The organism is Zafaria cholistanensis (assembly GCF_008580665.1).
GTDB classification, from domain to species: domain Bacteria; phylum Actinomycetota; class Actinomycetes; order Actinomycetales; family Micrococcaceae; genus Zafaria; species Zafaria cholistanensis.
The window spans coordinates 33,613-54,158 of the sequence record NZ_BKDJ01000005.1; the positions used below are offsets into that span (position 1 = coordinate 33,613).

Here is a 20,546-nt window from a genome sequence, read left to right on the forward strand (position 1 = left end):
CCCATGCCCACCATCACCTACATCCAGCCCGACGGCACCGCCGAGGCCATGACCGTCGAAGACGGAACCACCCTGATGCGCGCGGCCGTCACCAGTGGCGTGGACGGCATCGTTGGCGAGTGCGGCGGCCAGGCCATGTGCGCCACCTGCCACGTCTACGTCCGTCCCGAGTTCGCCGGCCGGCTGCCGCAGATTGGCGACGACGAGGACGAGATGCTTGACTGCACCACCGCCGAGCGCACCGACCGGTCCCGCCTGGGCTGCCAGATCAGCGTCGATGCCGGCCTTGACGGCATCGTCGTCGACGTCCCCGCGGACCAGGTGTAGCCGTGAGCGTGGTGATCGTCGGTGGAGGCCAGGCCGGGCTGCAGGTTGCGGACTCGCTGCGCGCCGGGGGCTACGCGGACGGCATCGACATCGTCGCGGACGAACCCGGCATCCCCTACCAGCGCCCGCCGCTGTCCAAGGACTACCTGGTGCCCGGCAAGGACGCCGCGCCGCTGCCGCTGCGCGGGCCCGGCTTTTTGGCCGCGAAGGGCATCACCGTGCACGACGGCGTGGCCGCGGTCGCGCTGGAGCGCGGCAGCAGGCAGGTGGTGCTCTCCAACGGGCGCCGGCTCGGCTACGGCCACCTGGTCCTGGCCACCGGGGCGGCGAACCGCCACCTGGCGTGCGAGGGCGCCGGGCTGCCCGGCATCCGCGGGCTCAGGACCCTGCCCGATGCGCAGGCGCTGCATGCCGAACTGCCGCGGGCACGGAACGTGGTGGTGATCGGCGCCGGGTTTATCGGGCTCGAATTCGCTGCCGCGGCCCGCGCCCACGGGGCCACGGTGACCGTGCTGGAGTTCGCCCCGCGCCCGATGGGCCGGGCGCTGAGCGCCGTCACGGCCGAGTGGTTCGCCGCCGCCCACGTCCGGATGGGAGTGCGGCTGCGGCTGAACGAGGGGATCGAACGCTTCGAGGCCGGACCGGACGGTCGGGTCGCCGCAGCCGTGTCCACCTCGGGGGAGCGCTACCCCGCGGACCTGGTCGTGGCCGGCATCGGCGTCGTGCCCAACGACTCCCTGGCCGCCGCGGCGGGACTGGAGACCGCCAACGGGATCGTCGTGGACGAGGCGCTGCGCACCTCCGACCCGTCCGTGCTGGCCGTTGGCGACTGCGCCAGTTTCCCCAACGCGCACACCGGGACCCGCACCCGCCTGGAGTCGGTGCAGAACGCCACTGACCAGGGACGCCACGCCGCCGGCACCATCATGGGCCGCACCGGGGCGTACCTGGACCTGCCGTGGTTCTGGTCCGTCCAAGGGGCGCTGCGCCTGCAGATCGCCGGCCTGTCAGCCCCGGGGGACCAGACAATCATGGCGGGGGACCCGGACGCCGGGAAGTTCTCCGTCCTCTGCTTCCGCGACGGCGCCCTGGCGGCCGTGGAATCCGTCAACGCCCCGGCGGACCACATCGCCGCCCGCAAGCTCCTCGCCGCCGGACACGGGCCCACCCTCGAGGAAGCGGCGGCCAGGGGGTTCAGCCTCAAGGCCTTCGGGCAGGCCCCCGCCTCCGCCGGACGCTAGGCACTGCCGCCGGCCTGGTGTTCGCGGAGCTGTTCTTCAAGCCGGCCGGCGAGGACATTGCCCTCCTGCTGGCCTTGGCCTCGGTCGGCATCAGCTTCCTGTTCCGCCCCTTGGGCGCGTTCCTGGCCGGGCACTACGGGGACAAGATCGGGCGCCGGGCGATGCTGGTCATCACCCTGATCCTGATGGGCGTTGCCACCACACTGATCGGCGTTCTGCCCACGTACGCCACGGCCGGGGTCGCAGCCCCGGTCATGCTCCTGCTGCTGCGCATCCTCCAGGGCATCTCCGCGGGAGGCGAGTGGGGCGGAGCCGTGCTCATGGCCGTCGAGCATGCACCCCGCGACGGCCGGGGCCGCGCCGGCGCCTTCCCGCAGCTGGGTGTCCCGCTGGGCATGCTGCTGGCCGCCGGCATCACCGCGCTCATGACCGGCTGGATCTCCCCCGGACAGGCCTTCATCGAGTGGGGCTGGCGGGTCCCGTTCCTGCTGAGCATCGTGCTGATCGCAGTCGGCTACTTCGTCCGCCGCTCAGTGGACGAATCCCCGGTCTTCGAGGAGATCGCCCGGAAGAAGCAGCAGTCCAGGGTTCCGATCGTTGAACTGTTCCGCAGGCACTGGCTGCTGGTGATCCTGGCGGCGCTGGTCTTCGCAGGCAACAACGCGGCCGGCTATATGGCTACCGGCGGCTTCATCCCGAGCTACGCCACCAGCGAAGCCGTGGGGCTGGAACGCACCGACGTCCTGCTGGCGATCACCTTCGGGGCTGCCTGCTGGTTCGTCTTCACCGCGCTGGCCGGCCTGCTCGCTGACAAGATCGGCCGCCGCAACACCTACCTGATCGGCTTCGGTATCCAGGCCCTGACAGTGTTCCCGCTGTTCTGGCTGATCAACACAGGTTCCCTGCCCATGCTCTACCTCGCCCTGACGATCTTCTCCGCGGGCCTGGGCCTGGGCTACGGCCCGCAGGCGGCCTGGTACTCTGAGATCTTCCCGGCCTCCGTCCGCTTCTCCGGGGTCTCCATCTCCTACGCCCTCGGCGCGATCCTCGGCGGCGCCTTCGCCCCCACCATCGCCACCGCCCTGGTCCAGGCCACCGGCGGCACCACCGCAGTGTCCGTCTACCTGCTGGGCATGACGGTCGTGTCCGTCCTGGCCGTACTCAGCCTGCGCGACCGCAGCGGAATCGACCTCTCCATCAGCAACCAGGCGGAGCAGGAGGTTGGGGCCACCATCTTCGACACCCGCACTCCGGCCGGAACCCCGGACGGGGGGACCGTGCGCGTCTGATTTCCCGGCCCTCCGCTCCGGCCCACCCTTGGTGCGCAGGCACACGTGTGGCCCCCGACGTTTAACCTTTTCCGTCAGGGGCCACACGCTACCGGCAACCGCTACCGGTGCCGCGCCCAAGGTCCAGGAGGGCGCGGAGGCTTGCCGCGGGCGCCGTCGCCGGGCTTTCCGGTGAAGGACATGGCGGCGAGGATCGCATCCAGGGTGGCTGGGCCCGGCACCCGGGCCTGCCCGCCTGCCGCCGGGAAGGGCCGAAGTGGCGGGTGCGGTCAGGCCAGGCGGCGGGAAATGCGGGCGGCGGCTTCCTGCAGCGGTTTCACGGCGCTGGCCGCCACGTCCTGGCGCACCGTGATGATATTCAGGCAGGCCGGCACCCCGGCGTCCTTTTCGGGGATGGGCACAGCCAGTCCGTACATGTTCGGCTCGACCTCGCCAAAGGTCTGCGCATAGCCGTCCCGGCGGGCGTTGGCGACGGACTCGGGCTCACCCGGAAGCGCGGGGGCGGAGACCATGATCGCGTGCCCGGCCGCGCCGCGGCCCAGCGGGTGCCGGCTGCCTTCGGAGAGCCCGACGTGGTATGTGCCGCCGGTGGGGGAGACCACGGCGAGCGCGACGGCGTCGCTTCCTTCCCGCACGATCAGCGCCACCGTGGCCCCCAAGCGTTCGGCGGCGTCCGTGAGCACCGGCAGCGCGGCCGCCCGCAGCGACTGGTGCGCCGCCGAGGCCAGGGACAGCAGCCCCGTGGAGCCGCGGTAGCGCCCGTCCTCGCCGCGATGGACCATGTGCGCGTCGGCCAGCGTGTTCAGGGCGCGGTAGGCAATGGTGCGGTGGATGCCGATCCGTTCGGCCACCTCGGCCACGCTCAGCCCGTCACGGGCCGCGGTAACGGCCCGCAGCACCTCCAGGCCCCGGGCCAGGGTTTGGGAACCGGCGGTGCGGGAGGCGGTCTTGGTTTCGGCGGGTTCGGCGGTCACGGAGCAATCGTAGCCATCCCGGGCCCGCAGGCCCCTTCTGGGTCCCGTCCCCGAGGTGCGGGAGCGCAGGGCCAACCGGGTGGCGCACTTGAAACCCCCGCCAGAGATCCCTGCTAATGACCCCCGCTAAAGACCGTAGTGCCGGCGCAGGAGCTCTTCCTCGGCCGGATCGAGCGTGTCCCTGCCCTCGGTGTCGGGAGCGTCCTTGATTGTGTCGGAGCTGTAGGCCACGTGCAGGTCGGGCACCTGCGCGCCCTGCACCAGCCGGGCACCGGCCAGGGGCACGAACTTTTCGCGGGTCTGCATCAGCCCCAGCGGCACAGAGACCCAAGCGGGCTTGCCCAGGGCGTCCAGGGCCACCTGGCTCACCGTGCCCAGCTTCATGTCCGCCGCATCCCACACCGTCGCATCCTGCAGGTCGTGGAGGCCGTACTGGTCGGGTGCGGCTGCGGTGGGGTCGGATTCCTGCGTCGAGTCGAATTCCTGGTCCATGGCGGTCCCTCCGGTGGGTCGGTGGCGTTCCGGCACGGGCGTCAAGCTGCCCGCCGCCGAGCCTAGTCCGTCCCGCACCCGGGGCCAACCCCCTCCCTGCCCCCTCCGGGCTCAAGGACCCACAGCCCCGGCACAGTCCCGGCCAAGTCCCGCCATAGAGCCCCTCCATAGGTTGGGGAGCAGGCCGCGGCAAGGGACCGGGGCGTGAAGGGACCCACCATGTTTGCACGATACCTGCGGCGCGAGCTGTCAGGGCGGCGGAAACAGACCGCCATCATCGCCACCGCCATGGCACTGGCCATCGGCCTGGTCATCATTGTCAACTCGCTCTCCGCGGGCGTCAGGAATGCCCAGGCCGGCGCGCTCGAATCCGTCTACGGCGTGGGCACCGATGTCACGGTCACCGCCACCCCGAGCCCGCCGGCCGAGGGCGAACGCGGGCCGCGCTTCGAGTTCGGCGCCGGGGACGGCAGCGACACCGGAGACGGCACCACCGCCGTTTCCCAGTCCCGCCTCGCCACCGGCCGGGGCTCGGCCACCTTCGACGCCGCGGCGGTGGGCACCGTCACTGCGCAGGACGGCGTCGAGGCCGCCTCCGGCGTGCTGTCGCTGACCAACATGACTTTCGATGGCGAACTGCCGCAGGCCGGCGGTACCGCCGGAACGGGGACCGCGGCCTCAGGCGCCGAGGAGGGCCAGGCAGCCTCTTCCCGGGCCGGCGGGTCCTTCGACGTGAACTCGTTCACCGTGATGGGCGTGGACGGCAATGCCGGCAGCGTGGGGCCGCTGGCCTCGGCCACCCTCCAGGACGGCCGCACGCTGCAGGCTTCCGACGCCGGCACCTACACAGCCGTCCTGGACTCCGCTTACGCCACCACCGAGGAACTGGCCGTGGGTGACGCGATCACCATCGCGGACCAGGAATTCGAGGTCGCCGGCATCGTTGCCGGGTCCGGCTCCGATGCCGAAACCGCCTCCAACGCCTACATCCCGCTGGACGTGGCCCAGGAGCTCTCCGGCTCCGCCGGCCTGGTCAGCACCGTGTATGTTCGGGCCGCCTCCTCCGACCGGATCTCCACGCTAAAGGACGTCCTCGAGGCTGCGCTGCCGGAAAACACCGTCAACACCCAGGAAGACCTTGCGTCCTCGGTCTCGGGTTCCCTCTCCACCGCGTCCGGCCTGGTCTCCAGCCTCGGCACGTGGCTGTCGGCGGCAGTACTGGCCGTCGCGTTCCTGCTGGCCATCCTGTTGACCATTTCCGGCGTCTCCCGGCGCACCCGCGAGTTCGGCACGCTCAAGGCGATCGGCTGGCGCAACGGCAGCATCGTCAGGCAGGTGGCCGGCGAGTCCCTGGTGCAGTCGCTGATCGGCGGGGCTGCCGGCCTGCTGGTGGGGCTGGCCGGCATCCTGCTGGTTAACGCGTTCTCCCCAACGCTGACCGCCTCCGCACGCGCCCAGGCCGCCGGTCCCGCGGGCGGCCCCGGCGGCCTGGCCCAGCGGGCGGGTGCCGCGGCCGACGTCGTGCTCCACGCTCCACTGACCCCGGCGGTCATGCTGATCGCGGTGGGGGCCGCCGTCGCCGGCGGGCTGCTGGCGGGCGTCCTGGGCGGCTGGCGCGCGGCGCGGCTGCGTCCGGCGGCAGCGCTGCGGAGCGTGGCCTAAATGAATGCGGGCACGGCAATGAATGGGGCACGGCAAGAGGGCAGGTCCCTGCGCAGGAACAAGGAGATGACTGAGATGGCAGAACAGGCAACCACCCACGCGACCACCGTACCGGACCCGGTTGCGGCCCCCGGCACCGCACCGCTGGCCCCCGCGGCCGAGCCGGTGCCGATGTTTAGGCTGACCGGCGTGGAGAAGGTCTATACCCAGAAAAACCGCACCGTGCATGCCCTGCGCAGCGTGGATCTGACCATCCCGGCCGGGCAGCTGGTGGCCATCCAGGGCTCCACCGGCGGCGGAAAGTCCACGCTGCTGCAGATGCTCGGCGCACTGGACCGGCCCACCGCCGGCACGGTGATGCTGGCGGGCCAGGAGACCTCCCGGCTTGGTGACCGCGACCTGGCCCGGATCCGGGCCAGGGATATCGGGTTCGTGTTCCAGCACTACAACCTGATTCCCACGCTCACCGCGCAGGAGAACGTGGAGATGGGGCTGGCCCCGCTCGGTGTCGCTGCCGGGGAGCGGGCTTCCCGCGCGGCGGCCGCCCTGGCCTCCGTGGGACTGGAGGACCGGGCCTCCCACCTGCCCGGGGAGCTTTCCGGCGGGCAGCAGCAGCGCGTGGCGATCGCCCGGGCCCTGGCCAAGCGCCCGAAGGTGCTGCTGGCCGATGAACCTACCGGCAACCTGGACGAGGCCACCCGCGATGACATCGTGGGCCTGCTCGAGGGCCTGTGGCGGGCAGGGCTGACCATCATCATGGTCACGCACGACTCGGCGGTCGCCCGCCGCGCCCAGCGCCGGTTGCGGATCAACGCGGGGCGGGTCACCGAAGCCGCCTGACGGCCGGCCCGCAGGGCCCGGGGTCAGCCCTCCTCGGCCGCGCGGTCCAGGGCCTCGGCAAGCAGCGGAACCAGCGCCGGGGCAAGGGTGATTGGCCCGCTGGCGCCGTCGGCCTCGGCCAGGTCCACCAGCCCGGCCTGCGCCAGTTCCAGCAGCCGTCCGTGCGTGACGGCCACGACGTCGTCGGCGCTTTCACCCACGCCGTCGGAGGAGGCCAGCAGGTCCTCGACGGTCGGCGGGGTGGGCGAAGCGGCGGCAACCAGCACCACGGCGAGCAGCTCGCTGGAATCCTGCAGCAGGGGCAGGTCGGGGCTGAACGCAGTAACGGCAATCCAGTAGTAGGCGACCGCCAGTGCGGCATAGGCGGCCCGGCGGGACTCGTCGGAGGCGGCCTCGGTGCCAAACTCCGCAGCCTCCCCGGTGGGGACAGCCCGCCTGGTTTCCGCGTCGATCGACACCAGCCCCGAAACCTCCAGCACGGCCAGCAGTTGGTCGACGGGCAGGGCGGCGGCCCCGTCGGCGGCAAGCGCGGCGGCGGCGGCTTCCTCGTCCAGGGCGGTTGGCATCAGTTCCTCGTCCAGGTCCTTGCCGTCGCCGAGCCAGCGCAGGATGGACCCCGCGGCCGCCACCAGCGGCAGCTTCGCCAGGACCTCCAACTGCGCGGCGGGCTCAATGTCGGGAATGTGCTCCTCCGGAATTTCCGGCAGGTCGGAGGCCATCGACTCGACCTCGTCGAAAAGCCGGTACAGTTCCTCCAACTCCTCCTCCGTGCCGGTCCAACGGCCGGTGTCCTCAAGGAAGAGCGTGAAGATCCGGGCCGAACGGACCGCGTGGTCCACCACGTCGTCGTCGGAGGTCGAGGTGATCAGCCGGTCCAGGACCACCGCCAGCAGCTCGGCGCGGTAGGCGGTCGCGGAGGCGGCCGGGTCGGAGTCGAAGTAGCCGCCCAGGGCCGCGGTGAAGACTTTCAGGGCCACGCGGGCTTCCTCGGCCAGCCCCGGCTCGGAGCCGTCGTCGTACCACTCGATAAACAGTGTGGTCAGGCCGGCAAGCTCACGGTCGGCCCGCATGGCGCCCAGGGAGCGCGGGGCGGTTCCCGAGGGCCCTTTGGCACCGGTGCGCTGGTTGTTCTTGGCCATTGGGCTACTCCTGGGATGGGGTGAGGAATGGAAACGGCGGGGAGGACGGCGCAGCCGCCGACTCCCAGATTCCCAGAAACCCCCCGTCGATGCCACCGGAACCCCGGGGATGCGGTCCTTGGCACCCGCGAACCCGCCCTGGTCCCCGAACTGTTGGAGGAGTTCGTGGGCGGGAAGGCAGGGCTCAGGCGTTCAGCACCCGGACCGGGGTCCCGTCGAGCCAGGCGGTGACATCCTCCAGGGCCTGCCCGTAGAAGATCCGGTACTGTTCGCGCGTGACGTACCCCAAATGGGGGGTGAGCACGGTGCGCGGGGCCTCCAGCAGCGGATGCCCGGCGGGCAGGGGCTCGGCATCGAACACATCCAGGGCCGCGCCGCCCAGCCAGCCCTCGGTGAGGCCGCGCACCAGCGCGTCGGTGTCCACGATGGGACCGCGTGCCGTGTTGACCAGCAGCCCCTCCGGGCCCAGCAGCCGCAGTTCCGCCTCCCCGACCAGCCCGCGGGTGCGCCCGGAGAGGCGCAGGTGCACCGTGACGATGTCCGCCTGCGCGAACAGGTCCCTCTTGGTGACCAGCCGCGCCCCGGCTTCGGCAGCGCCTTCGGCGTCGAGGTTCTGGCTCCAGGCGATCACCTCCATCCCGAAGGCCTGGGCGTAGCCGGCGATGCGTGTGCCGATCTTGCCCAAACCCAGGATGCCCAGGGTCCGGCCGGCCAGTTCGGACCCCACGCTGGTTTGCCAGTGCCCGGCGCGCAGGGCCTCCTGCTGGGCGGGGATGTCCCGGGCTGCGGCCATGAGCAGCGCCCACGCCAGTTCCGGGGCGGCGGCCGGGGACCCGCTGGTGCCGCACACCGTGATGCCCAGGTCGCGGGCGGCGTCCATGTCGATCGCCGCGTTGGCCATTCCTGTGGTGACCAGCAGTTCCAGGTCCGGCAGCCGCTCCAGTACCGCGCGCGGGAAGGCGGTGCGCTCGCGCATGGCGACCACGGCGTCGAAGCCCTGCAGGGCGGCGACGGACGCCTCGGCGGAGGGGAAGGGGCCGCGGAAGAACGTGGTCTCCGCGCGCCCGGCCAGGTCCTCCCAAGGGGCCATCTCCCGGGCCACGCCCTGGTGGTCGTCCAAAATCGCCAGCCTCGCCGCCAACCGATTCGCCATGCCCGCCGCCTTTTTCCTCAGTGCCATTTCCCGGTGCCCGCTTCCGTCCTGATGCTATGCCAACGGCGCGGCGGCGGTGCGGAGGCCTCCCGCCGCGGGAGCGCGAAACCGGCAGCGGGGGCGGTTCCTGAAGCGGGGAAAAGGGGCAAGAAAACTCTGGCACTCTCAGTGCCAGAGTGCTAAAAAAGAAGTGGTGGAGCCGCATGGCCTGCCACGGAAATACGAGCAAAGCCAGGGAACCTCCGACGGTTCCTAGACTCCAAGGAGTTGATCGTCATGGCAACGAATTTCGACCCGTTCCGCGAACTGGACCGCATGGCCAGCACGTTCTTTGACACCCGTTCCGCGCTGCGCGAGATGCCGATGGACCTGTTCCGGGAGGGCGACCACTACATTCTCAATGCCGACCTTCCGGGCGTCGACCCGGGCTCCGTCGACATCGACGTGGACGGCCAGCTGCTGACCATCCGTGCCGAGCGGACCTTGGCTAACGCCGAAGGCGTCAAGTGGATCACCCGGGAGCGCCGCGGAGGCAGCTTCCTGCGTCAGCTGAGCCTGGGACAGGGCCTGGATACCGAGGCCATCTCCGCCCGCTACGAGAACGGGGTCCTCAGCGTCACCATCCCGGTGCGCGAGAGCAGCAAGCCCCGCAAGATCGCCGTGGAGGCGGGAGGCGGCCGCGGTGAGATGATCGAGGGCAAGGTCGAACAGGGCAAGGTCGAACAGGGCGCGGTCGAGCAGGGCAAGGTCGAACAGGGTACCGGCGCGGCCCGCGAGGGTGGCAAGAAGGGCCACAAGGAGGGCTAGCGCCCACCCGTGGCGCACTGCAGCGACGGCGGACTGCCGCCCCTTCCGGGGCGGCAGTCCGCCGTCGCTCGTGGATGGTGCGGCTTTACCTGCCGAGCCTGCGCTCCTTGAGCACGCAGGTGAACGTCGAGTGCACCAGTTCCTTGCCGTCGGCGTCGGCGACGGAGACCTCCGCGACGACGACGGAGTTGCCCCCGCGCAGGATGCGGGCCGTGGCGATGGCGGCGCCGATCAGTGCGACCGCAGGAACGGGGAATTGGACGAACCTCCCGTCCCAAGGTTCGGCACGGGGACTGGCCGCTTGGTGCGGCCGTGGTGTGGGATGGACGCAAACATCCCCACACCACTAAAGCCCCTGGAGGATTGATCGGGATGACCACCACGGACTCCTGCGCATCGAAGGCCAATCCGGCCATCGGCCGCATGCCCAGGCCCGGGGAACTGTCCGGGAACCTCGATGTTTCGACGCTGGTCGACGCGGACGGCGGCCTGATCGACCGCTCCGTCTACACCGGCGGGGGCCTCTACAAGCAGGAGATGCCCCGCATCTTCGCCCGCAGCTGGTTCTTCCGGGCCGACGCCGGCGCCACCAAGATGTTCACCCGCACCTACCACGGCTGGTCCTTCGACCTCGAGGGAGCGCTGCAGTCCGTGCCGAACGGGCAGGCCTACCCGGAGGACTCCGAGAAGAAGGACTGGAGCCTGGTCGACAAGTCCATGCCGGACGATGTCAAGGACGCCCAGCGCCTGTACAACCTGCGCACCTTCGGTCCCTCCGGTATCTTCGAGGCCGATGACGGAGAGAACTGGTCCGAGGTCCAGGCGATCTCGCACGGCTTCGTGACCAACAACGTCCCGCTGAACTTCCAGATGGGCATCGGCAGCGAGCACGGGACGGCACCTACCCGGGGCAGACCTCCGAGCCCTATTCCGACACCGCGGGACGCGGGTTCTACCGTCATTGGGTGACGCTCATGAACGAGCCCGCCTGGCACGAGAACAAGAACCAATAGCCACTAACACCCCAAGGAGAATTCCAGTGAGCGACGCCATCAACATCGGCTCCGTCGACGATATCGACGAAGGCGAAGCGAAAGTCATCCCCGCCGAGGAGAACGGCACCGGCGAGGACATCGCGGTCTTCCACGCGGAGGACGGAAACTTCTACGCCCTCGACGACACCTGCACGCACGAGACCGCGTCCCTGGCGGACGGCTGGATCGAAGGCGCCGAGGTGGAATGCCCGGTGCACTCGGCCAGGTTCTGCCTCAAGACCGGCGAGGCCCTGTGCATGCCGGCGACCATTGCGGCACGCACCCACAAGGTCGAAGTCCGGGACGGGGACGTCCTGCTCTACCCGAACGTCCCCGCCGAGGCCTAAAGCCCGCACGGCGCTTAGGAGGCGGCCCGGCTGGCCGGTCCGCCTCCTAAGCGCTCCACCATGCGATACCCCCAAGGATTCCTGAAATGTCCCTGAACTCCGTCACCATCGTCGGCGGCGGCATGGCCGGCTTTACCGTCGCGAAGGAACTGCGCTCGCGCGGCTTCGAGGGCGCGCTGACCATCGTCGACCCGGCCGGGCTGCCCTACGACCGTCCGCCGCTGAGCAAGGACTACCTGCTTGGCAAGCGCGGTGCCGGAGACATCCAGTTTGCCCCGGCCGCCTGGTTCGAGGACCACAAGGTCGGCGTCGTCACCGGTACCGCGACCGCGCTCCGTCCGGACGAGGGGGCCGTGGTTTTAGCCGACGGCACGGAACTCGTCGCGGACAGGATCGTCCTCGCAACCGGAGGCCACGCCCGCCGCCTGCCGATCCCGGGCGGGGACCTCGAGTCCGTTGTGGAACTGCGCACCCGGGAGGACGCCGACCGGCTGCGCTCCCTGCTGGTCCCGGGCGTCCGCCTGGCGATCGTGGGCGCCGGCCTCATCGGGGCCGAGGTGGCTTCCTCCGCGCTGGCCTTCGGCGCCGAGGTCGTGCTCATCGACCCGGTCGATCCGCCGCTGGTTCCCGCAGTGGGGCCCGAGTTGGCCCGCCGCCTGCACGACATGCACTCCGAGCACGGCATCAAGGTCGTGACCGGCGTCCCCACCGCCATCGCCGCCGACGGAGCCGGCCACCGCATCCAGATGGGCGAGCACGGAAGCATCGACGCCGACGTCGTGCTGGTGGGCATCGGCATCGTCCCCGAAACCGCGCTGGCCGAATCCGCCGGACTGGACATCGACAACGGAATCCTGGTCGACGAGTCCCAGCGCACCAGCCACCCGAACGTCTACGCGGCCGGGGACTCCGCCCGCACCCGGATGGCGGACGGCACGCTGCTGCGCCGCGCCGAGCACTGGGAGCACGCAATGTTCACGGGCAAAACCGCCGCCGCGGCCCTGCTGGGTCAGGATTTGCCCGTCCACGGCGCCTCCTGGTTCTGGTCCGACCGCCACGGCGTGCACGTCGAAGGCGTCGGCTCCATGGCCGCCGAGGGCACCACGATCATCCGCGAGGACGGGGGCAAGCCGGCCATCGCACTGCGCGTGGACCCGCAGGGCTACCTGGTCGGCTGTGCCGCAATCGACGGGGGCCTGGCCGTCCGCGCCGCCCGCCGCATCATCGACCGCCGGATCCTCGTGGACCGGGACAAGCTGGCCGACCCGTCCATCGACCTGAAAAAGCTGGCGCGCTAAGGCCACCAGCGGCAACGAAGGAAGCGTGAAAACCATGACTGAGAACGCAGCTCCGGCCGCCCTGTCCATCGGCGTTCCGGGCCAGGCCGCGTACTTTGACGAAACCAGGGAATCCCCGGCCTGGCGCATCCGCCGCTACGACTCCGGCACGGCCCGGGCACCCTGCACCAGGCCTATGTGGTGGAAGGCCAGGTGGAGGCCGGGCCGCAGGACGAGGTCCGGTCCGGGGCCGGCACAATCACCTGCCAGGCCGCGGGCTCCACCTTCCAGGACCGGCGGGTGAAGGGGCCCTGGAGCTCGCCGTCGTCGCTGGTGGAAAACGGCGCGCGGGGACTGGAAATGGTGACGGCCGTGCCGCGGCCGGCCCTGACGTCATCCCGTTTGGCATGGTTGCCGCTCCGCAGCTCGAGGGCATAGGCGAGCCGGGCGGGAAGGCTGACGGCCTCCCAGACAATGACGTCGACCTGTCCATCATGCGGGTCCGCCTCCGGCACCAGGCGCGCGCCGCCACCGATCGTGCCGCCCAGGGCCAGGGACGCCATGAGGACAGGGGTATCACCGCCGTGGATCACCCTGCCGTCGACCGCGACCTCGAGGTACCAGCCCGGCTGTGTTGCGCCTGCGGCAATGGCGCCGGCGGCATAGCCCAATTTGCCCAGCCTGAAGCGGCGCAGGGCCCGCTTGGCCGCGGCCCCCTTCTGCGCCGCGGCCACGCCGATGCCGACGTGGACGGCGTTGACGGCCACGCCGCCGTCGTCGGCCACCAGCAGTTCTATCGGACGTGCCTGCCCCGCCAGGACGACGCGGGCCGCCTGCGCCGGATCCAGGGGGATGTTCAGCGTCCCGGCCAGGTCATTTCCGGTTCCCAGCGGGACCAGCCCGATCGGACCGCTCTGCTTGAGCCGGCCCCTGCTGTGGAGGCACTGCACTGCGGCATGCAGGGAACCGTCCCCGCCCAGCACCACCAGCCGCCGCCCGTCGAGGCCCTCCAACGCACGGTCCAGCTCCTCGACGCTGGCGGTGTCGGCCACCTCGACGCCGGCAGGCTGGTGCCGGAGCACCTCGAGGGCGGCATCGATCGCACGCCTGTTGGCACTGCCGGCCGCGGTATTCACCGAGACCAGAAAACCGGGTTCCGCCATCTGCGCCCCCTGCCATCGTCTCCACGGCCATGATAGGCCGCCGGCCGGAAATAGTCCCGGCCGGCGGGCCGGGGAAGGAAGCCCGGGCTGGTGGCGCAAGTCCTGCGGGGCCTAGCCGGAGGCGACCAGGCGCAGGTAGGCCGGCTGCAGCGCCGGAAAATAGTCCCCCCACGCCACGGTCGAAGTGTCCCTGCCGGCGCGCACCGCCTCCAGCCGGTCAAGGTAGTACTCCCATCCCGGCCCGATCGAGCCCACGTCATCGGTGGGGTTCAGGCGCTGGCCGAAGGTGAGCGTCGTCGTGCCGCCGGCCTCCGCGAGCTCGAACCACAGGTACCAGGCGTCGCCTTCCACCGACGTCTCGCAGGCGAACCGGCGGGGCGGGTCGCATTGGAGGATTGTGCACCGCTCCGGCCGGGGGTCGTTGGCCTCGGCCGTCATGAAGAACTGCACGGTCCCGCTCGAGGGATCCCCCTCCCAGTGCCCGATCCATCGCCCCAGCCGGTCGGAGTCGGTGAGGTCGAGCCACACGTCGGACGCCCGCCCGTCGAGGGTGCGGGACAGCACCAGATGGGGCTCGCCGTTGAGGTCGGCCACGGTGCCGGTGATTTCGGTGCGTTCGGTCATGGCGCGTTCCACGGCTTCCTGTAGTCGGCGAAGCGCCGGCGGTCGGGTTCGACGTCGTGCGCCTCGATGAGGGGCCCTCCTCCGGGACCGTACCAGCCCCTAGGAACGCTCCGCCAGACGGGCCGCCAGCAGCGCCCCGACGGAGTAGACCAGCGTGGCCGCGAGGATAAGGAGCAGCGGGGCGCTCCAGCCTCCGGTGGTGGTGTTGAGCCAGCCGGCCGCCGGAGGCGCGCAGGTCGCGGTGAGGTAGGCGCTGACCTGGACGCGGGCGGAGGCGGAAGCCGTTTCGGCATTGCTGCGCATGACCATGGAAATGATCGAGAAGACGGCGGTGAATCCTCCGCCTTGGGCGATGCCTCCAGCGACCGACCAGAGGACGTACCCCGCCGGCGCGGCGAGCAGGCCGATCGGCAGCACCACCCAGAAGAGCCCGACCAGCGCCGTCGGAATCCAGATCTTCGTGCGGGCCGCCAGGAGGGGGACCCCGAGGGCGCCGACGATGGCGGCGATCTGGAACAGCGAGGCGGAGGCTCCCGACGCGGTCGGTTCCAGTCCGCGCGTCTGTGACAGCATCAGCGGCAGCCAGGCCGTGGTGGCGTAGTAGGCGGCGGACTGGCCGCTGAAGGCCAGTGCCAGCAGGACGGTGATCCTCCGGATGCGCGCGGTGTCCGTCCGTGCCGCCGCACCGGGTCCGCCTGCGCGGACCCCGCCGGTCCCGAGCCCACCCGTCCCGAGCCCACCCGTCCCGAGCCCACCCGTCCCGGGCCCGGCCGCGGAGGCTTCCGCCGTCGGCCCCTGGTCCGCGGGATGCGGGGACGCGGTGCCGGCCAGCCTCCCGGCGGGCGCCTCATCCGCAGGGCGGCGGCGGGCGCGGGGCAGCCACCAGGCCAAGCCGGCGGCGGTCACGATTCCCCATGCGGCGATGGCCCACCGCCAGCCGAGCAGATTGGCCAGCGGCGGGACGCTCAACAGCACGGCCATGGATCCGACGTTCATGGCCGCGATGTATATCCCGGTGGCCATGGCGATCCGCTTCGGGGGAACGTCACGGCGGATCAGCACCGGGACCGCGATGTTGCCCACGGTGATGGCCGCTCCGATGACGGCGGTCCCGGCCAGCACGACGGCGGCCGGGCCGGCCGACCGGATGGCGGTGCCGGCGAGCACTCCGGCCAGGCACAGCACCACGGCCGCCTCGGGGCCGAAGCGGCGGATGGTCCGGGTCGCCAGCGGGGTGGCCAGCGCGAAGAGCAGCACGGGCAGCCCGGTCAGCAGGCCGGCGCCGGCGGCCGAGAGCCCAGTGTCGGCCCGGATGCCGCCGATCACCGCGGTCGGAGCGATGATCGGTGCGCGCAGGATCAGGGCCAGGATCACGATGCCGGCGAGCACCCACGGGAGGGTCGGGACGGATGCTGGAGGGCGGTTCGAAGTGACCTCCAGGGAAGCGGTGGGCGGTGGGCCCGGCGGATCCGGGTCCCCATAAACCTTACCGGTGGTCTCTCCGTTCGTGGCTGACGAACGGCACCGCGCCCCCGCCCGGGAACCCGTTCAACGGCGCAGGGCCCCGCCGCCCCCGGGGAGGGGGCGGCGGGGCCCTAAGGAAGGAGTGCCGGTGGGCTAGGGGTTGTGGACGTGGCTTTCCGCGTCCTCTTCCAGCAGTTCGGCACGGACCTCGGTCTCGTGGTCCAGCGGTGCCGGGTGGTGCAGGCGGTACCGCCACAGGCCGATGCCGACCACCACGGCCGCCAGCAGCAGGGACAGCAGCAGCGATTCGCGGGTGGCGTCCACGAACAGCATGCCGACGGTCATGGCGACGATGGCAATGATCGAGGCCCAGGTGAGGTACGGGAACAGCCACATCTTCAGCGGGACCTCGGCCCCGGCGGCCTCGGCGCGGCGGCGCAGGACCAGCTGTGAGGTGGCGATGACCAGCCAGACGAACAGGGCGATGGCGCCGGAGGTGTTCACCAGGAACAGGAAGACGGTGTCCGGAGCGATGTAGTTCATCCCCACGGTGATAAAGCCGACCACGGTGGAGGCCAGCACCGCGGACACCGGCACGCCGCGCTTGGAAATACGGCTCCAGGCCCGCGGGGCGTCGCCGCGGGTGGAGAGGGAGAAGATCATGCGGCTGGCGGTGTAGAGGCCGGAGTTGAGGCAGGAGAGCACCGAGGTGAGGACGACGACATCCATGATGGTGCTGGCGGCCGGGATGCCGAACAGTTCGATGACCGCGACATAGGGGCTCTTCGCGACGGAGGCGTCATCCCACGGGAGCAGGGTCACCACGATCGCCACGGAACCGATGTAGAAGAGCAGGATGCGCCAGACGGTGGACTTCACGGCCTTCTTGACGGCGTCCACGGGGTGCTCCGACTCGCCGGCGGCGATGGTGGCGATCTCCGCGCCGAAGAAGGAGAAGACAACGACGAGCACGCCGGCCAGGACCGCATCCGCACCGTTGGGCATGAAGCCGCCCTGGCCGACGAGGTTGCTCAGGCCCGGGGCCTCGACCCCGGGGACCAGGCCGATGATGGCCGCGGCGCCGGCGATCAGGAACAGGAAGATCGCTGCGACCTTGATGGAGGCGAACCAGAACTCAAATTCGCCGTAGGACTTCACGGACCAGACGTTGGTCAGGGTCAGCAGCACCATCAAAATCAGGGCCCACACCCACTGGTCGACGCCGGGGATCCAGCGGTGCATGATCGCCGCGCCCGCGGTGGCTTCGATGCCCAGCACGATGATCCAGAACCAGGCGTAGAGCCAGCCGATGCTGAACCCGGCCCACCGGCCCAGCGCCTTGTCGGCATAGGCGGAGAAGGAGCCGGTTTCCGGGTTGGCGGCGGCCATTTCGCCAAGCATGCGCATGACGAGGACGACGACGAGGCCGGCAGCCGCGTAGGCAACGAGGATGGCGGGGCCGGCCTGTTGGATGGCCGCGCCGGAGCCAACGAACAGGCCCGCACCGATGACGCCGGCGATGGCGATCATGGAAAGATGGCGGGGCTTCAGGGATTTCTGGAGCTCGGGTTGTGAATTCATGTGCCGCTTCTGATGTGGGAGACGCATCTCCGTGAATTGAACCGCCCCTTACCCTAAATGCGCTAGGTGAGAGGGATCATGTGCAGGTGCCCAAATTGGCACGGTCGAACAAGTGGAAATGCACAATCCCCTTTTCGAACAAAGAGCGATTTTTGGCTTTTCGCATGTGGTTTTGGCGCTGCCGAAGGGTGTCCTCCCTCACATGCTTCGATTGTGGGCCTTCTTATGGAATGTGGCTAGGTGGCGGGCGGCGTTTGGTGCCGGTGCGGACAGAATAGACGGGTGACTCCTGCCCCGCCTCGCCCACCCCGCTCCGCCCGCCCCTTCGATCTGGAGGCCATGGGGGACGGACTCGTGTTTGCCCGGTCGCTGGGCCGGCTCGCCGCGGTGCTGCGCCCGGGAGCGCCGGCGGCCGCTGCCGTCGTTCAGGCCCCGCCCGGCACGGGCAAGACCACCCTGGTGCCGCCGCTGGTCGCCAACCTGCTGGCCCCGGCAGGTGGAGGCCTCCGGAACCCGCGCGTCGTGGTCACCCAGCCCCGCCGCGTCGCCGCGCGCTCGGCCGCCCGGCGCCTGGCCTTCCTGGATGGCCGCGGGCAGGAAGGCACCGGGCAGGAAGGCTCCGGGCAGGAAGGCACCGGGCCGGATGGGGGCAGCCTGGGCGGGCGCGTGGGATACACGGTGCGCGGCGAGCGCCGCGCGGGTCCGGAGACGCTGGTCGAATTCGTCACCCCCGGCATCCTGGTGCGCCGCCTGCTGGCCGACCCCGGCCTGGAGGGCACCGACGCGGTGGTCCTGGACGAGGTCCACGAACGCGGACTGGAAACCGACCTGCTGCTGGGCATGCTCAGTGAAGTCCGCCAGCTGCGCGGGGACCTCACCCTGGTGGCGATGTCCGCGACGCTGGACGCGCCGCGGTTCGCGTCCCTCCTGGGGGCGGGCGGAACCGGGCCGGCTCCGGTGGTCGACTGCCCCTCGGCGCTGCATCCCTTGGAGGTGCGCTGGGCGCCGGCCGCCACCCCGCGCCTGGACGGGCGCGGGGTGTCCCGCGCCTTCCTGGACCACGTGGCGGACACGGCGGCTGCAGCGCACGCCGAGGCACTGGCCACTGACCCGTGCACCGACGCGCTGGTGTTTGTCCCCGGCGCCCGGGAGGTTTCCCACGTGGCCGCCCGCCTCAGGGACCGCGGCCGCAGCCGGCCCGAGGGCGGCGCGGAGGTGCTGGAACTGCACGGACAGGTGGCCCCGGACCTGCAGGACCGCGCCGTTTCCGGCCGCGGCCCCGGCGGCCGGCCCCGAATCATTGTCTCCACCGCATTGGCCGAATCCTCGCTCACCGTTCCCGGCGTCCGGCTGGTCGTGGACTCCGGGCTGGCGCGCGAACCCCGCCGCGACACCGCCCGCGGCATGACCGGACTGGTGACCGTCTCCTGTTCCCGCGCCTCCGCCGAGCAGCGCGCCGGCCGCGCGGCCCGGCAAGGGCCCGGCACTGTCATCCGCTGCTACGACCAGAAGGGCTTCGCGGCCGCGCCCGCCCACCCGACCCCGGAGATCGCTGCCGCCGACCTGACCGGCGCCGCCTTGGTCCTGGCCTGCTGGGGTGCGCCCGGCGGGGAGGGGCTGGCCCTGCCGGACGCCCCGCCGCCGGCGGCGCTGGCGGACGCAGTCCGGACCCTGCAGGACTTGGGCGCGCTGGACAGTTCCGGCCGCGCCACGGACCTTGGCCGGACCCTGTCCCGCATCCCCGCTGATCCGCGGCTGGCACGCGCCCTGCTGGACGGTGCTGTGCTCCTGAAGGACTCTGTGCTCCTGGACAGTTCGGCCCAGCCGGAGAGTGCGGCACGGCCGGGTGGCCCCGGACAGGAGGGCCGGCGCGCCGCTGCGGAGGTCGTCGCCATGGTGTCTACGGACCTGCGCGCCCCGGGGGCCGACCTGACCCGGCTGCTGGCCGGGCTCCGCTCGGGGAAGGACCCGGCCGCCCGGCGCTGGAGGGAGGAAACCCGGCGGCTGGAGGGCCTTGCGCGGGAGCAGGTCCCCGGCACCGTTCCCCCGGGCGAACCCGCCGGCCCGGTGCCGGCCGCGGAGGCGCCGGGGTTCGTCGTCGCGCTCGCGTTCCCGGAGCGGGTGGCGCACCGGGTGGCGGACGGGACATACCTGCTGGCCTCCGGCACGCGGGCCGGGCTGCCGGCCGGCAGCGCGCTGGCAGGGTACGAATGGCTGGCCGTCGCGGAAGTCTCCCGCGCCCAGGGCCGCGACGCGGCGGGAACGGGCGCGGTCATCCGCGCGGCGGCACCGTTGGGGGCTGAGACGGCGGAAGCTGCCGCCGGGCACCTGCTCACCGGGCGCGTCGAGGCGCGGTTCGACGCCGGCCGGGTTACCGCGCGCCGGGAGCGCAGGCTGGGGGCGATCGTGCTGTCCTCGACGCCTGTGCGGCCCTCCGTCGCGGAAGGGCGGGAGGCAGTGGCCCGGGCCCTGGCGGCGGGGGGCCTGGGGATCATTGGCTGGTCGCCCGCCGCGGACGCGTTGCGCCGCCGCATGGCCCTGGTCCGCCGGGAGCTGGGCGCGCCGTGGCCGGATGTCTCCGAATCCGCACTGCTGGCCCGGCTGGGCGAGTGGCTGGCGCCGGAGATGGAGAAGCTGGCCGCGGGAGCGGCGGCGGGCGGGATCGACCTGGCCGAACCGCTGCGGCGGCTGCTGCCGTGGCCGGAGGCGTCCCGGTTTGGGGAACTGGCCCCGGAGCGGCTTCAGGTACCCAGCGGTTCGTGGGTGCGCGTGGACTACCCCGACGTGGACGACGCCGGCCGGCCGGTGGTGGCGGTGAAGCTTCAGGAGTGCTTCGGGTGGGCCGAGACCCCGCGGCTGGCCGCCGGGCGGGTGCCGGTGCTGTTCCATCTGCTCTCCCCGGCCGGGCGGCCGCTGGCCGTGACGGACGATCTGGCGTCCTTCTGGTCCGGACCCTACGCGCAGGTCCGCGCGGAGATGCGGGGCCGCTATCCGAAGCACCCCTGGCCGGAGGATCCCTGGACGGCCCCGGCGACGGCAAAGACCAAGAACCGGATGTAGCGGCAGGCCCCGGCCACGTCACCCGGCCCGACTTTTTGTGGGTTCCCCGCATCGCCCGGGGCCGGAGCCCGG

General features: G+C 71.4%; 17 protein-coding genes and 1 pseudogene. 10 read left to right on the plus strand and 8 right to left on the minus strand.

Annotation, left to right across the window (positions count from 1 at the left end; translation table 11 throughout):
• Positions 1-3: 3 nt before the first annotated feature.
• From NCCP_RS06110 to NCCP_RS06120, 3 genes and pseudogenes are all read left to right on the plus strand, one after another.
• Positions 4-327, plus strand: a complete 324-nt coding sequence (locus NCCP_RS06110; RefSeq protein WP_149956368.1) for a 2Fe-2S iron-sulfur cluster-binding protein — start codon at positions 4-6, stop codon at positions 325-327.
• 2 nt (positions 328-329) lie between these two features.
• Positions 330-1,568, plus strand: a complete 1,239-nt coding sequence (locus NCCP_RS06115) for an NAD(P)/FAD-dependent oxidoreductase (protein WP_149956369.1) — start codon at positions 330-332, stop codon at positions 1,566-1,568.
• 2 nt (positions 1,569-1,570) lie between these two features.
• Positions 1,571-2,857, plus strand: a pseudogene (locus NCCP_RS06120) (MFS transporter); the annotation flags it as partial.
• 269 nt (positions 2,858-3,126) lie between these two features.
• Here NCCP_RS06120 and NCCP_RS06125 read toward each other — a convergent pair.
• Both NCCP_RS06125 and NCCP_RS06130 read right to left on the minus strand, forming a co-directional pair.
• The gene (locus tag NCCP_RS06125) at positions 3,127-3,831 is read right to left on the minus strand and encodes an IclR family transcriptional regulator (RefSeq protein WP_149956370.1); all 705 of its coding nucleotides are present in this window, start codon (positions 3,829-3,831) and stop codon (positions 3,127-3,129) included.
• Between the two features lie 126 nt (positions 3,832-3,957).
• Positions 3,958-4,323 carry a PRC-barrel domain-containing protein gene (locus tag NCCP_RS06130; protein ID WP_149956371.1) on the minus strand — a complete coding sequence of 122 codons (366 nt, stop codon included), beginning with the start codon at positions 4,321-4,323 and terminating at the stop codon, positions 3,958-3,960.
• A gap of 219 nt (positions 4,324-4,542) precedes the next feature.
• On the opposite strand from NCCP_RS06130, the gene NCCP_RS06135 reads away from it, so the two are divergent.
• Together NCCP_RS06135 and NCCP_RS06140 are read left to right on the plus strand one after the other, a co-directional pair.
• Positions 4,543-5,985, plus strand: coding sequence for an ABC transporter permease (locus NCCP_RS06135; RefSeq protein ID WP_149956372.1), 1,443 nt, complete (start codon positions 4,543-4,545; stop codon positions 5,983-5,985).
• A gap of 171 nt (positions 5,986-6,156) precedes the next feature.
• The gene (locus NCCP_RS06140) at positions 6,157-6,825 is read left to right on the plus strand and encodes an ABC transporter ATP-binding protein (RefSeq protein ID WP_149956494.1); all 669 of its coding nucleotides are present in this window, start codon (positions 6,157-6,159) and stop codon (positions 6,823-6,825) included.
• Between the two features lie 23 nt (positions 6,826-6,848).
• Here the strand turns inward: NCCP_RS06140 and NCCP_RS06145 are convergent, their stop codons facing one another.
• The gene (locus NCCP_RS06145) at positions 6,849-7,964 is read right to left on the minus strand and encodes a hypothetical protein (RefSeq protein ID WP_149956373.1); all 1,116 of its coding nucleotides are present in this window, start codon (positions 7,962-7,964) and stop codon (positions 6,849-6,851) included.
• A gap of 184 nt (positions 7,965-8,148) precedes the next feature.
• Positions 8,149-9,117, minus strand: coding sequence for a D-2-hydroxyacid dehydrogenase family protein (locus tag NCCP_RS06150; protein ID WP_172627317.1), 969 nt, complete (start codon positions 9,115-9,117; stop codon positions 8,149-8,151).
• Positions 9,118-9,393: 276 nt separating this feature from the next.
• Here NCCP_RS06150 and NCCP_RS06155 point away from each other — a divergent pair, with 276 nt between their 5' ends.
• The 4 genes from NCCP_RS06155 to NCCP_RS06170 all read left to right on the plus strand — a co-directional run bounded on the left by NCCP_RS06155 (position 9,394) and on the right by NCCP_RS06170 (position 12,603).
• Complete coding sequence (locus NCCP_RS06155) at positions 9,394-9,924, plus strand: Hsp20/alpha crystallin family protein (protein WP_149956374.1); 531 nt, start codon at positions 9,394-9,396, stop codon at positions 9,922-9,924.
• Positions 9,925-10,296: 372 nt separating this feature from the next.
• A complete protein-coding gene (locus NCCP_RS06160) occupies positions 10,297-10,893 on the plus strand; it encodes an aromatic ring-hydroxylating oxygenase subunit alpha (RefSeq protein WP_216364668.1) in 597 nt (198 codons plus the stop codon).
• Between the two features lie 70 nt (positions 10,894-10,963).
• Entirely contained in the window at positions 10,964-11,305 is a 342-nt protein-coding gene (locus NCCP_RS06165; RefSeq protein WP_149956375.1) for a bifunctional 3-phenylpropionate/cinnamic acid dioxygenase ferredoxin subunit, read from the plus strand.
• 86 nt (positions 11,306-11,391) lie between these two features.
• Positions 11,392-12,603: an NAD(P)/FAD-dependent oxidoreductase gene (locus NCCP_RS06170; RefSeq protein ID WP_149956376.1), complete on the plus strand. Its 1,212-nt coding sequence runs from the start codon at positions 11,392-11,394 to the stop codon at positions 12,601-12,603.
• Between the two features lie 173 nt (positions 12,604-12,776).
• Here the strand turns inward: NCCP_RS06170 and NCCP_RS06180 are convergent, their stop codons facing one another.
• The 4 genes from NCCP_RS06180 to NCCP_RS06195 all read right to left on the minus strand — a co-directional run bounded on the left by NCCP_RS06180 (position 12,777) and on the right by NCCP_RS06195 (position 17,414).
• Positions 12,777-13,745, minus strand: coding sequence for a diacylglycerol/lipid kinase family protein (locus tag NCCP_RS06180; RefSeq protein ID WP_149956377.1), 969 nt, complete (start codon positions 13,743-13,745; stop codon positions 12,777-12,779).
• 111 nt (positions 13,746-13,856) lie between these two features.
• Positions 13,857-14,369, minus strand: coding sequence for an SRPBCC family protein (locus NCCP_RS06185; protein WP_149956378.1), 513 nt, complete (start codon positions 14,367-14,369; stop codon positions 13,857-13,859).
• 99 nt (positions 14,370-14,468) lie between these two features.
• Complete coding sequence (locus tag NCCP_RS06190; RefSeq protein ID WP_225873710.1) at positions 14,469-15,758, minus strand: MFS transporter; 1,290 nt, start codon at positions 15,756-15,758, stop codon at positions 14,469-14,471.
• 228 nt (positions 15,759-15,986) lie between these two features.
• Positions 15,987-17,414 carry an amino acid permease gene (locus NCCP_RS06195; protein ID WP_149956380.1) on the minus strand — a complete coding sequence of 476 codons (1,428 nt, stop codon included), beginning with the start codon at positions 17,412-17,414 and terminating at the stop codon, positions 15,987-15,989.
• A 339-nt stretch (positions 17,415-17,753) separates the two neighbouring features.
• Here NCCP_RS06195 and hrpB point away from each other — a divergent pair, with 339 nt between their 5' ends.
• The gene (gene hrpB / locus NCCP_RS06200) at positions 17,754-20,474 is read left to right on the plus strand and encodes an ATP-dependent helicase HrpB (RefSeq protein ID WP_149956381.1); all 2,721 of its coding nucleotides are present in this window, start codon (positions 17,754-17,756) and stop codon (positions 20,472-20,474) included.
• The last annotated feature ends 72 nt before the right edge of the window (positions 20,475-20,546 follow it).